The sequence below is a fragment of the Streptomyces sp. LS1784 genome (genome assembly GCF_020103755.1).
In the GTDB taxonomy this organism is placed as follows: domain Bacteria; phylum Actinomycetota; class Actinomycetes; order Streptomycetales; family Streptomycetaceae; genus Kitasatospora.
This window is the reverse complement of record NZ_JAHSQD010000234.1, coordinates 1-12,143: the sequence shown is the minus strand read 5'-3', so window position 1 is coordinate 12,143 and position 12,143 is coordinate 1. Positions and strand designations below refer to the sequence as shown.

The 12,143-nt window shown below is 70.7% G+C and carries 11 protein-coding genes; 5 read left to right on the top strand and 6 right to left on the bottom strand.

Annotated features, from left to right (window positions below; translation table 11 throughout):
* The 4 genes from KS423_RS24645 to KS423_RS24630 form a co-directional block, all read right to left on the bottom strand.
* A partial coding sequence (locus KS423_RS24645; RefSeq protein ID WP_224281910.1) for a glycoside hydrolase family 3 protein occupies positions 1-1,047 on the bottom strand: 1,047 nt, incomplete at its 3' end.
* Positions 1,048-1,053: 6 nt separating this feature from the next.
* Entirely contained in the window at positions 1,054-1,881 is an 828-nt protein-coding gene (locus tag KS423_RS24640) for a carbohydrate ABC transporter permease (protein WP_224281908.1), read from the bottom strand.
* Positions 1,878-2,906 (bottom strand): carbohydrate ABC transporter permease, encoded by a 1,029-nt coding sequence (locus KS423_RS24635; RefSeq protein ID WP_224281906.1) that lies wholly within the window; start codon positions 2,904-2,906, stop codon positions 1,878-1,880. Before KS423_RS24635 ends, KS423_RS24640 begins: the two co-directional genes overlap by 4 nt.
* Positions 2,907-2,992: 86 nt before the next feature.
* Complete coding sequence (locus KS423_RS24630; protein ID WP_224281904.1) at positions 2,993-4,282, bottom strand: extracellular solute-binding protein; 1,290 nt, start codon at positions 4,280-4,282, stop codon at positions 2,993-2,995.
* Positions 4,283-4,619: 337 nt separating this feature from the next.
* Here KS423_RS24630 and KS423_RS24625 point away from each other — a divergent pair, with 337 nt between their 5' ends.
* From KS423_RS24625 to KS423_RS24610, 4 genes are all read left to right on the top strand, one after another.
* A complete protein-coding gene (locus KS423_RS24625) occupies positions 4,620-5,411 on the top strand; it encodes a GntR family transcriptional regulator (RefSeq protein WP_224281902.1) in 792 nt (263 codons plus the stop codon).
* A 387-nt stretch (positions 5,412-5,798) separates the two neighbouring features.
* A complete protein-coding gene (locus KS423_RS24620; RefSeq protein ID WP_308020244.1) occupies positions 5,799-6,095 on the top strand; it encodes a DUF3311 domain-containing protein in 297 nt (98 codons plus the stop codon).
* On the top strand, positions 6,092-7,702 hold the full coding sequence (mctP, locus tag KS423_RS24615) for a monocarboxylate uptake permease MctP (RefSeq protein WP_224281900.1): 1,611 nt from the start codon (positions 6,092-6,094) through the stop codon (positions 7,700-7,702). Before KS423_RS24620 ends, mctP begins: the two co-directional genes overlap by 4 nt.
* A 154-nt stretch (positions 7,703-7,856) precedes the next feature.
* A complete protein-coding gene (locus KS423_RS24610) occupies positions 7,857-8,672 on the top strand; it encodes a histidine phosphatase family protein (RefSeq protein WP_224281898.1) in 816 nt (271 codons plus the stop codon).
* Between the two features lie 7 nt (positions 8,673-8,679).
* Here KS423_RS24610 and KS423_RS24605 read toward each other — a convergent pair whose 3' ends face one another.
* Entirely contained in the window at positions 8,680-9,672 is a 993-nt protein-coding gene (locus KS423_RS24605; RefSeq protein WP_374120020.1) for a helix-turn-helix domain-containing protein, read from the bottom strand.
* Between the two features lie 399 nt (positions 9,673-10,071).
* Here KS423_RS24605 and KS423_RS24600 point away from each other — a divergent pair, with 399 nt between their 5' ends.
* Positions 10,072-10,584 carry an N-acetyltransferase gene (locus tag KS423_RS24600; protein ID WP_224281897.1) on the top strand — a complete coding sequence of 171 codons (513 nt, stop codon included), beginning with the start codon at positions 10,072-10,074 and terminating at the stop codon, positions 10,582-10,584.
* A 7-nt stretch (positions 10,585-10,591) separates the two neighbouring features.
* On the opposite strand, the gene KS423_RS24595 is transcribed toward KS423_RS24600, so the two are convergent.
* The coding region (locus KS423_RS24595; protein ID WP_224281896.1) for a glycosyltransferase family 39 protein at positions 10,592-12,143 on the bottom strand (1,552 nt) is incomplete at its 5' end.

Here is a 12,143-nt window from a genome sequence, read left to right as displayed (position 1 = left end):
GCCCTGGGCCGCGATCCGGCCCCAGCTGCCCAGCGACCGGACCCGCTCGGCGGCGTCCGCCAGCCGCTCCTCGGCGAGCCGGCCGGAGCGCACGCCCGCCACGATGGCGTCGCGCAGCATCAGCACCGTCTCCTCGTCGGCGAGCCCGCCGCCGACGCAGATCGCGTCCGCGCCGGCCGCCAGGGCCAGCACGGTGCCCTCGCCCATCCCGAAGGTGTCGGCGATGGCGCCCATCTCGATCGCGTCGCTGACGATCAGGCCCTGGTAGCCGAGGCCGCCGTCGGCCGGGGCCGCGCGCAGCAGGTCGCGCAGCACGGTCGGGCTCAGGGTGGCGGGCAGCTTCGGGTCCAGCGCCGGGATCATGATGTGGGCGGTCATCACGGCCTTGGTGCCGGCCGCGATCGCCGCCTGGAACGGGACCAGGTCGCGGGCGCGCAGCACGTCCAGGTCGACGTCGATGACCGGCAGCCCGTGGTGCGAGTCCACCGCGGTGTCGCCGTGGCCGGGGAAGTGCTTGGAGCAGGCGGCCACACCGGCCGACTGCAGGCCCTCGACCCAGGCGGCGGTGTGCCGGGCGCACAGCTCGGGGTCGGCACCGAAGGAGCGGACGCCGATGACCGGGTTGCGCGGGTTGGAGTTGACGTCCGCGGTGGGCGCCCAGTTGTAGTTGACGCCGGCCGCGGCCAGCGCCCGGCCCAGCTCGCGGGCGACGTCCCGGGTCAGCGCCGGGTCGTCGATCGCGCCGAGCGCGAGGTTGCCGGGCCAGGACGAGCCGGAGCCCGCCTCCAGCCGGGTGACGTCGCCGCTCTCCTCGTCGATGGCGATCAGCAGGTCCGGGTTCTCGGCGCGCAGCGCCCGGGTGAGCGCGGACAGCTGGTCGAGGTCGGCCACGTTGCGGTCGAACAGTGCGACCGAGCCGAGGCCCGCGGCGAGGTGGCGGCGCAGCCACTCCGGCGGCTCGGTGCCGACGAAGCCGGGCTGGAGGACGGTCAGGGCGTCGCGGTGCAGCTGGTCGCTGTCCTGCACGGTGGGAACGAGGATGCTCACGTTGACTCAGCCCTTCACGGCGCCGTCGGTCAGACCGCCGACCGCCTTGCGCTGCAGGAAGACGAACAGGATCAGCACGGGGATGGCGAACATCGTGGACGCGGCCATGGTGGCGCCCCAGTCGTTGCCGAAGGCGGTCTTGAAGGACGACAGCCACAGCGGCAGCGTCTTGCCGTTGTCCTTGTTGAGGATCAGGACGAGCGGGAACTCGTTCCACGCCGTGATGAAGCCGAACAGCGAGGTCGACATCAGGCCCGGGGCCAGCAGCGGGAAGATCACCTTCACGAAGGCCTGGGAGCGGGTGCAGCCGTCCACCATGGCCGACTCCTCCAGCTCCTTCGGCACCGCGGCGATGAAGCTGCGCAGCGTCCAGATGGTGAAGGGCAGGACCATCATCATGTAGAAGAGGGTCAGCGGCACCAGGCTGTTCAGCATGTCGTTGTCGCGGGAGATGATGTAGACCGCGATGGTCATGACCTCCCAGGGCGCCATCTGGGCCATCATGATGACCAGCACGAAGGTCTTGCGGCCGCGGAACTTCATCCGGGCGATGGCGAACGACGCCAGGGTCGCGATCACCAGCGACCCGAGCACCGCGCCGACGGTGACGACGACGCTGTTGACGACGTACGTCCAGAAGTTCGGCGCGTCGACCGCGGTGGTGAAGTGCTCGAAGGTCGCGTCGAGCGGGATGAACACCGGCGTCGGGCTGATGATGTCGCTGTTCTGCTTGAACGCGGTCGCGAACATCCAGTAGACGGGGAAGACGAAGAAGACGGCGAGGACGGCCGCGATCACGTTCAGCCAGGTACGTCCGAAGAGAGAGCGCCTCACAGCTCGTCCTCCTGCTTGATCATGATGCGGAAGTAGTACGCCATCAGCACGCCCAGCATCAGGATGGTGAGCACCGCGATCGCGGAGCCGATCCCGTAGTGCTGGCCGGCCGAACCCTCCAGGAAGGCGTGCACCGGCAGGGTCCGGGTCAGCTTCTCCGGACCACCGGCGTTGACCGCGTAGACCTGGGTGAAGGCCTTGAACACCCAGATGACCTCAAGGAAGGTCGTGGCCAGGAAGAACGGCTTCAGGTTGGGGAAGACGACCGCGGTGAAGATCTTGACGGAGCCGGCACCGTCCATCCGGGCGGCCTCGTAGAGCTCCCTCGGGATGGTGGTCAGACCGGCGTACATGTTGAACGCCACGAACGGGATCGACATCCAGACGATCAGCAGGATGATCACGAAGAACGTCGAGTACTCGTTGCTGAGCCAGTTGTAGCCGTGCATCGAGTGCCAGCCCAGCTGCTCCAGGATCCAGTTGACGACGCCCCACTGGGAGTCGAACAGCCAGGTGTAGACGGTGGTGGCGGCGACCACCGGCATGGCCCAGGCCAGCAGCAGCGCGACCTGGAGCACCAGCCGCATCTTCTTGCCGAGCTGGTTCAGCAGCAGGCCGATCAGGGTGCCGCCGACCATGATCAGCACCACGTTGACCAGGGTGAAGGCGACGGTCCGTCCGGTGACCGCCCAGAACTCCGGGTCGGTCAGCTGCTCCTTGTAGTTGTCGAAGCCGGTCCACTCGGTCAGGTGCAGGACGAGCTGACGCCTGTTGAGGTTCTGGAACGACAGCAGGACCGTCTTGAGCAGCGGCCAGCCCAGCAGGGCCAGGGTCGCCACGGTGGCCGGCAGCAGCAGCAGGTACGGCGCGAGGCGTGAGCCCAGGCTGGGGCCGACCGCCGATCTCGCACCCTTCGGCGCGGCACCCTTCGAGCCGCCGCCCGAGGCGCTCGTCTCCGTACCGGCCACAGCAGCCTTCCCTGGGTCCGGGGACTGTGTCTGCACCCGCTCCGAATGCACAGCCATCGTTCTCACTTCCTCACAACCTGGCCACGACGGACAGGCGTCGCCCACCGGCCCCCGCCGGGGCCGGTGAGCGACGCCGCTCAGTGCTACTGCTTCTGGTTGAGCTTCTTGGCGATCTCGTCGTCGTACTTCTTGGCCGTGGAGGCGAAGTCACCGCCCTGGAGAACAGCGGTCAGGAACTCCTTGACCGGGTTCGGGTTGTCCTCGACGCTGGCCCAGTTCGGGGTGTTCGGGGTGATCGCGCCGACCGTGGCGGCCTGCTGGGCGGCCTTGGCGAAGTCGCCCTGGATGCCGGCGTTCAGCGCGGGCTTGTTCGTGGTGATGCCGGCCGCGGCGAACAGGCCCTCGTTCTTGTCGTTGAGGGCGATCTTCAGGAAGTCCTTGGCCATGTCGGTGTTCTTGCTCTGCGAGGCGATCGCGAGGTTCGAACCACCGAGGAACACGCCGGTGGGCTTGTCGGCGGTCTTGCCGGGGAGCGGGAAGTAACCGATCTTGTCCTTCGGCATGGCCTTCTCGTCCGGCAGCTCCCAGCCGAGGCCGATCATCGCGCCGATGTTGCCCTGGGCGAAGACGTCCTTCTGCTGCGGGGTGGCCTCGTCCTTGTCCTTCGGACCGGTGGCCGAGTAGCCCTGGAGCTTCTTGTAGGTCTCGAAGGCCTTCTGGCTCTCGGGCGAGGACAGGCCGCCGACCCACTTGTCGCCGTCCTTCTTGGCGATCTTGCCACCCTCGCTGGTGAGCAGACCGAAGTAGACGTACCACTCCTGGCCCGGCATGTAGATCGGGTCGACGACGCCCGGGGTGGCCTTCAGCTTCTCCAGGTCGGTGTAGAACTCGTCCAGGGTCTTCGGCGTGTCGGTCAGGCCGGCCTTGGCCCACAGGTCCTTGTTGTAGGCGACCACGCGGTTGGTGACGTACCACGGGGCGGCGTACTGCTTGCCGTCCATGAGGGCGGACTCGTTCTGGTTGGCGGGCCAGGCGTCGCCGCCCAGGGCGGCCTTGTCCTTGGTGATGTCGAGCAGACCACCCGAGGCGGCGTAGCCGGCGGTCTGGGTGTTACCGACCTCCAGGACGTCGACCGAGCCCTCCGACAGCGCGGCGGTGACCTTGGCGCCGATGCCGGTCCACTCCTGGGTGGCGTACTCGACCTTCGAACCCGGGTAGGTGGTCTCGAACTCGGTCTTGACCGCGTCGGTCCAGCCCTTCGGGGCGGAACCGGTCATGGTCCACACCTTCAGCGTCTTGCCCTTGTACTTGTCGGCCGCCGAGGAGGACGAGGACGTGGAGTCGCCCTCGCTCTTCTTGCCGTCCGAGCTGCAGGCCGCCAGGCCGACGACCATTGCTGCGACGCCGACCGCCGCGATGAGCTGACGCTTCACGCCATCCTCCTGAGGGATGCCTGGGTTGCCCCCGTCGGGCGGCAGCGGCAGACCCACACAAAGCGGGGGGGAAGGTGCCGCGGACCCCTTCGAACGGGTGGGGGGATTCATAGTGACCGGCCTAGTGGTGTAGACCAGATGCCTGGAGCTTGGCCTAGACCAATGGGCCTGTCAACGGCTGTTCGACCGATCCCGACCACCCGTTATCAAGCCGACACCGCACATCGTTCATCGCGTGATGAGGTATTCGTTCCGTAGCCATACATGCAACGATGTGAGCCGTTAACGATGTGGTGGGGTCGCCGAAGACCTCGCGAGAAGCGGGAGAACAGGTCCGATGAGCAGCGACGGGGGAACCAGCGCCCAGGTCAACGACCCCGAGGTGAACAGCCTCCCGGCGCAGGCCGGTACCGACCCGACCGCGCGCGTCCCCAAGTACTACGGCCTGAAGCGGCACCTGCTGCAGCTCACCGAGACCCAGCCCGCCGGCACCCCGGTGCCGCCCGAGCGCGCGCTGGCCGCCCAGTTCGACACCTCGCGCACCACCGTGCGCCAGGCCCTCCAGGAGCTGGTCGTCGAGGGCCGGCTGGAGCGCATCCAGGGCAAGGGCACCTTCGTCGCCAAGCCCAAGGTCGCCCAGGCCCTCCAGCTGACCTCCTACACCGAGGACATGCGGGCCCAGGGCCTGGAGCCCACCTCCCGGCTGATCGAGATCGGCTACATCACCGCCGACGACCGGCTCGCCCCGCTGCTCGACATCAAGCCCGGCGGCCGGGTGCTGCGGATCGAGCGTCTGCGGCTGGCCAACGGCGACCCGATGGCCATCGAGGTCGCCCATCTGTCCGCGAAGCGCTTCCCCGCCCTGCGCCGCAACCTGGCCAAGCACAACTCGCTGTACGCGGCACTGCGCGAGGTGTACGGGGTCACCGTGGCCGAGGCCGAGGAGACCATCGAGACCACCCTGGCCAACCCGCGCGAGGCCGGCCTGCTCGGCTCCGACCTCGGCCTGCCGATGCTCCAGCTCTCCCGGCACTCCTTCGACGCCGAGGGCGATCCGGTCGAGTGGGTCCGCTCGATCTACCGCGGCGACCGCTACAAGTTCATCACCCGGCTGAAGCGTCCGGAGTAACCCCACTCCCCCACCGCACTTCGGGCACCGGCGCACGCGACCCGCGCGCGCCGGTGCCATGTGCGTTCTGCGACGGCGCCCCGACATCCTGCGACGGCGGCGCCCGTTCCGTCCACCGCGGTACCGCGTTTCCGTTGCCCCGCAGCGCCTTTGCGCCCCTCGGCAGTGGCACCTTTGCGCCCCTCGACGGCGGACATCGGTCGGTTGCGTCCGACTGGCGGGAAGTTCCGTCGATTCCGGTGACACGGATCACCTCATGCTCTAGATTGCGCAGCCGTACTGAACCTGACTGCCGATCACCGATGGTGCTGCTCGGCGGGCCCGTACGGCGCTCGGCGCCGACCGGGCTGCGGCGCCGACGGGGACCTCTCCGGAGCGGAGCCGACGATGCCCTCTGATCCCCCGACCGTCGACGATGTCATGCCCGAGCCGGCCGGGACGTCCGTCCCGGCGGTGACGCCCGAACGGGTGCTGGCCGGCCTCGCCCTGCTCGTGCCGATCGTCGTGATGCTCTGGGTGTCCTCGTACGACAAGGGCGACCCGGCGGTGGCCGGGATGCCGTTCTTCTACTGGTACCAGCTGCTCTGGGTGCCGGTGTCGGCCGTGTTCACGGTCGCCGCCTACCTGCTGATCAACCGGGACGAGCAGGCCCGCAAGGCGGCCCGGAAGGGCGGTGCGCGATGAAGGACGTCAACGCGCCGGCCCTCGTGGTCTTCGTGCTGTTCTTCGCCCTCGTCACCGCGATGGGCTTCCTCGCCTCGCGCTGGCGCCGCGCGGACGACGCGGCGCACCTGGACGAGTGGGGCCTGGGCGGCCGCAGCTTCGGAACCTGGGTCACCTGGTTCCTGCTCGGCGGCGACCTCTACACCGCGTACACCTTCGTCGCCGTCCCGGCGGCGGTGTACGCGACCGGCGCGGCGGGCTTCTTCGCGGTGCCGTACACGATCATCGCCTACCCGCTGGTCTTCCTCTTCCTGCCCCGGCTCTGGTCGGTCTCCCGGGTGCACGGCTACGTGACCCCGGCCGACTTCGTGCGCGGCCGGTACGGCTCGCGGCCGCTGTCGCTGGTGGTGGCGCTCACCGGCATCCTGGCCACCATGCCGTACATCGCCCTGCAACTCGTCGGCATCCAGGCCGTGTTGGACGTGCTGGGGGTCGGCGGCGGGGAGAACGCCAACTGGTTCGTCAAGGACCTGCCGCTGTTCATCGCCTTCGGCGTGCTGGCCGCGTACACCTACTCCTCCGGCCTGCGCGCCCCGGCGCTGATCGCCTTCGTCAAGGACGCCCTGGTCTACATCGTGATCATCGTCGCGGTGATCTACATCCCGATCCGGCTCGGCGGCTACGGGCACATCTTCGACACGGCCGCGCAGCACTTCAAGGAGGCCAAGGCCGGCTCGCTGACCATCCCCGAGAACAAGCAGTGGACGTACGCCACGCTCGCCCTCGGTTCGGCGATGGCGCTGTTCATGTACCCGCACTCGGTGACCGGTGTGCTGGCCTCCAAGTCCCGCAACACCGTGCGCCGCAACATGGCGATCATGCCCGCCTACTCGCTGATGCTGGGCCTGCTGGCGCTGCTCGGCTTCATGGCGATCGCGGCGGGCGTCGGCAAGGGCGTCAAGGGCTACAACTCCCAGCTGTCGGTGCCGCAGCTGTTCGCGGACATGTTCCCGGACTGGTTCACCGGCGTGGCCTTCGCCGCGATCGGCATCGGCGCGCTGGTGCCGGCCGCCATCATGTCCATCGCGGCGGCCAACCTGTTCACCCGCAACGTCTACAAGGAGTGGCTCAAGCCCGCCGCCACCCCCGCCGACGAGACCCGGATCGCCAAGCTGGTCTCGCTGCTGGTGAAGGTCGGCGCGCTGGTCTTCGTGCTCGGCATGGACAAGCAGGCCGCGATCAACCTCCAGCTGCTGGGCGGCCTGTGGATCCTGCAGACCTTCGTGGCGATCGTCGGCGGCCTGTTCACCCGCTGGTTCCACCACTGGGCGCTGTTCGCCGGCTGGGCGGCCGGCATGGTGTACGGCACCTGGAAGGCGTACGGGATCGCCAGCCCGGCCACCAAGCACTTCGGCGGCAACGCGGCCGAGATCCCCGGCATCGGCGAGATCGGCTACATCGGCCTGACCGCCTTCGCCCTCAACCTGATCGTCTCGGTGGCGCTCACCCTGGTGCTGCGGGCGCTCAAGGCGCCGGACGGCCCGGACGAGACCAAGCCGTCCGACTACAGCGCCGAAGCCGGCGACGAAGAGCTGAAGAACGCGCCGGAGCCTGTAGCGGCGCACTGATTCGCGCGGTACGCGCCCTGTGATCGCGCCGCCTTCTCCGTGAACACTGGAGAAGGCGGCGCGATCATATGTATGAACAGGCGTGTACGCCGGGCACCACCAGACCGGACCGGCATCCGGCCGGGACCTGATCGACCACGGGGAGCTCGCGGCCATGGCAGAACTCGGTACCACCCTCAACGGCCAGCACCAGTCCACCCAGAGCCAGCACCACCACGTCACCGCGCAGGGCCAGCACGGCACCGCCCACCGCCCGGCGGCGGCCGGCCGGCTGCCGTCCGTGCTGATCGCCACCCGGCACGGGGAGTCCACCGCCAACGTCGAGTTCCAGCTGGCCGAGGCCGCCGGAGCGCTCAGCGTCCCGATCAGCTGCCGCGACGCCGACATCCCGCTGTCGCTGCACGGCCGCCGGCAGGCCCAGGCACTCGGCCACTGGTGGGCCGGCCTGCCCAGCGCCGACCGCCCGCGCAGCGTCTGGTGCTCACCGTACGTACGCACCGCCGAGACCGCCCGGATCGCACTCGCCCAGGCCGCCGGGCTCGGCGTCGTCCCCGTCACCCTGGCCGTCCGCTACGACGAGCGGCTGCGCGACCGCGAACTCGGCGTCCTGGAGATGCTGCCGAAGGCCGCGATCGAGGCCAAGCACCCGGAGGAGGCGGCCCGGCGGCGCAAGATGGGCGAGCTGTACTACCGACCGCCGGGCGGCGAGTCCTGGGCCGACGTCGCACTGCGGGTGCGCAGCCTGCTGCGGGACCTCTGCGAGGAGGAGGCCGGACGACCCGTCCTGCTGGTCGCGCACGACTGCACGGTGCTGATGCTCCGCTACGCGCTGGACCGGCTCACCGAGGAGCAGCTCACCGCGCTCGGGCCGGTACACAACTGCTCCACCAGCCTCTGGCGGGCCCAGGAGGGACGGCTGCGGCCGGACGCCTGGAACGGGGTCGAGCACCTGGCGGCCAAGGAGGACTGACGGTCCGTCAGGGTGTGGTCGGTTCGCAGGCCGGGTCCGGGCCGGCGAAGCATCGCCGGTAGGCCAGCGGCGTGGTGCCCAGCCGACGGCCGAAGTGGTGCCGCAGGGCAGCCGCGTTGCCGAAGCCGCAGCGGGCGGCGATCGCGTCCACCGACTCGGTGGTGGACTCCAGCAGCCGCTGGGCGAGCAGCACCCGCTGGCCGACCAGCCAGCGGTGCGGGGTGGTGCCGGTCTCCTGCTGGAAGCGGCGGGCGAAGGTGCGCGGCGACATGTGCGCCCGGCCGGCGAGCTGCTCGACGCTGGCCTCCTCGGCCAGGTGGTGGCGCATCCAGTCCAGCAGCGGGGCCAGCGATTCGCCCGTGGCCTCGGGCAGCGGGCGGTTCACGAACTGGGCCTGCCCGCCCTCCCGGTGCGGCGCCACCACCATCCGGCGGGCGATATCCCGGGCCACCTCGGCGCCCTGCACCTTGCGCACCAGGTGCAGGCAGGCGTCGATTCCGGCCGCCGTCCCGGCGGAGGTGATCACCGGGTCGTCGTCCACGTAGAGCACGTCCGGCTCGACCGTGGTCAGCGGGAAACGCGCGGCCAGCGCCTCGCCGTGCCGCCAGTGGGTCGCGGCGCGGCGGCCGTCCAGCAGCCCGGCGGCGCCCAGCACGAAGGCGCCGCTGCAGATGGACAGCACCCGGCCGCCGGCCTCGACCACCCCGCGCAGCGCCTCCAGCAGCGGCTCCGGGTAGGTGCGGCGGATGCCCGCCGCGGTGACCACGGCGAGGTCGGCCCCGGCCAGCCGCTCGGGGCCGTACGGGACGTCCACCGCGAAGCCGGAGTGGGTCGCGTGCGGCCCCGGGCGGGCCCCGGCGATCGCGAAGTCGTACCCGGGCAGTCCGTCGGCGGTGCGGTCCAGGCCGAACACCTCGCAGGCCACGCCCAGTTCGAAGGGGTGGATCTCCTCCAGCACCACCGCGACCACGTTCTCCAGCATGCCGTCACTCTTCAGCATGCCGTCCAGGATGCCCCCGCTGCCCGCCGCCGCGGAAGGCGCCGGCTGGCAGGATTTCGAGGCAATCGGTCATTCCTGCCACTCGTGGCCGCCGCGCCGCCCGGCCACAGTGGTGCCCATGGACAGCGACACCCTCTCCGGCGCACTCGCCCTGGCCGCAGCCGTCGGCGGCTTCGGCCTGCTCGGCGTCCTGATCGGCCGCGAAGCCTCCCGCGGCCCGGCGGCCGGCCGCGACAACTACCACCGCCCGGGCGGCTACCCCGCAGACCCGGCCCGCCCCGAGCGGCTGTACGGCACCCCGCCCGCCGCCTCCCCTCGCCCCGGCGCCGACCGGGCCGCCCTCCCGGCCCGTTCGACCCCGGAGAACCGTCCCACGGAGCGCTCCGGCACACTGGCCCGATGGACTTCCTCATCCGCCAGGCCCTCCCGGAGGACCTCGCCGACGCCGGCCGGATCACCGTCGAGACCTTCGTCGGCGACGGCTACACCGAGCCCACGAGCAGCTACGTCGAGCTGCTGCGCGACGCCGGCCGGCGGGCCCGGGAGGCCGAGCTCCTCGTCGCCGTCGACGCGGCCGGAGCCGGGGTCCTCGGCTGCGTGACCTTCGCGGTCGGCGGCACCGAGTGGGCGGACATAGCCTCCCCGGGGGAGGGCGAGATCCGGATGCTCGCCACCGCCGCCGCCTCCCGAGGCCGCGGCGTCGGCGAGGCCCTGGTCCGCGCCACCGTCACCCGCAGCCGCGAACTCGACCTGGCCGGCATGGCCTTCTCCACCCGCCCGGAGATGACCGCCGCCCACCGGCTCTACGAACGCGTCGGCTTCCGGCGCACCCCCGAGCGCGACTGGTCCCCGTACCCGGGGATGGATCTGATGGTCTACACGATGGCGTTCCGAGCGGACGGCCCGTCCTGAACGCCCGTCACGGCCTCTTGTCGTACCCGGGCGCCACGTAGACGGTGTACCGGCCGTGTTTCCCGCTCGTCACCACGGTGACCACCCGGTACCCGGCGGCCTTCAGGGTGGGCTGGATCGCCTTGTCGATGGCCCCGGTCTGGGTGAAGTCCAGGACCACGACCTTCCACTCGTGGGCCTGGATGCCGGCCTGGATCGCGGGCACCCCGTTCTGCATCTCGCCGGTGGCCGGGTCCCGGCGGAAGACGGCCACCAGGTCGTGCCACTGCTGCCAGTTGGTCTGCTTGCGCAGGTAGTACGCGGGGACGTTGTAGTTCTCGACCAGGTACCGGTCCTCGCCCTTGACGATGTACGGCTCCAGGGCGGCCACGAACTCCTTCGAGTTCGACCACTCTCCGTACATCTCCCGGCCCTGGGCCGAACCCACCCAGGCGAGCGGACCGACCACCAGGGCGGCGGCCGCCACCCCGGCCACCAGGTGCAGCCGGCCCTTCAGCCAGAGCACCGTACGGGCCAGGACCAGGCCCACCACGATGCAGGAGAACCAGGCGCCGAAGTCGACGTGCTTCTGCAGGGACAGCCAGGTGTGGATACGGATCTGGTTCACCGGCGCCATCAGTCCGGCCAGCAGCAGGAGCAGCGCCAGCCAGAACTCGGGCCAGGCCGCACCACCGCGCCGCCGCGCCCGCACCAGCTGCACCAGCACCCCGGCCAGCGCGACCACCAGCAGCGGGCCGACCCAGCGGGCGGCCTCCGAAGCGACGTAGGAGTACGAGTCGTGGCCCGGGGCGCGCTTGAGCGTGGTGTGGTTGAAGCCGTTGACGTACTTCTCGCCGGCCGCCAGCGCCGCCGCACCGACCGCCACCACGAAGGTCAGCAGCACCAGCAGCCCGCGCCGCCAGGCCTCCCAGAGGCGCAGCGACCCGCGCGGCCCGGCCAGCACCGCGATGCCCGCCACCACCGGCACCCACAGCAGCGCGGCGTACTTGGTGGCGCCGGCCAGGGCCAGCAGCAGCCCGGAGGCGACCAGGCTCGGGTAGCCGCCGCCGGTGGTCAGCCGCACCGCGAAGTACCCGGACCAGGCGAGGATCGCCAGCGCCATCGCGTCGTAGGTGGCCAGGCCGCCGAGGAACTGGGTGGGGCCGAGCGCGACGAAGGCCACCGCCGCGCAGAACGCCGCGAGCGAGCCGTGCAGCCGCCGGGTGGCCAGGTGGACGGCGACGGTGGCGGAGAGCATGAACGCCAGGCTCAGCAGCCGGGCGCCGTTCAGCCCGCCGAGGAAGTCCGCGACGGCCACCACCACCGGGTAGATCAGCGGGGAGCCGGAGAAGAAGGTCTCGTACGTCGACACCGGGGTGCCGTGCCGCAGGTGCGCGATCTCCTGGTAGCCCGCGTAGATGTAGGTGCCCTCGTCGATGAAGGCGGTGTTGCTGAGGATCAGGTGGTACGAGAGCGCCCCCTGGATCAGCAGCACGGCCAGCAGCGGCAGCCAGTCGGCCCGCAACGCCGGCCGGGCCGGGTGCGGCACCCCGGGCGGCCCGGGCTTGCGGCGGCGCCGG

Bases quoted from the DNA above. Each gene is read 5' to 3' on its own strand.
- KS423_RS24635 (WP_224281906.1), bottom strand. From the start codon at position 2,906: ATGGCTGTGCATTCGGAGCGGGTGCAGACACAGTCCCCGGACCCAGGG.
- KS423_RS24625 (WP_224281902.1), top strand. From the start codon at position 4,620: ATGAGCAGCGACGGGGGAACCAGCGCCCAGGTCAACGACCCCGAGGTG.
- KS423_RS24620 (WP_308020244.1), top strand. From the start codon at position 5,799: ATGCCCTCTGATCCCCCGACCGTCGACGATGTCATGCCCGAGCCGGCC.
- mctP (WP_224281900.1), top strand. From the start codon at position 6,092: ATGAAGGACGTCAACGCGCCGGCCCTCGTGGTCTTCGTGCTGTTCTTC.
- KS423_RS24610 (WP_224281898.1), top strand. From the start codon at position 7,857: ATGGCAGAACTCGGTACCACCCTCAACGGCCAGCACCAGTCCACCCAG.
- KS423_RS24605 (WP_374120020.1), bottom strand. From the start codon at position 9,672: ATGCTGAAGAGTGACGGCATGCTGGAGAACGTGGTCGCGGTGGTGCTG.
- KS423_RS24600 (WP_224281897.1), top strand. From the start codon at position 10,072: ATGGACTTCCTCATCCGCCAGGCCCTCCCGGAGGACCTCGCCGACGCC.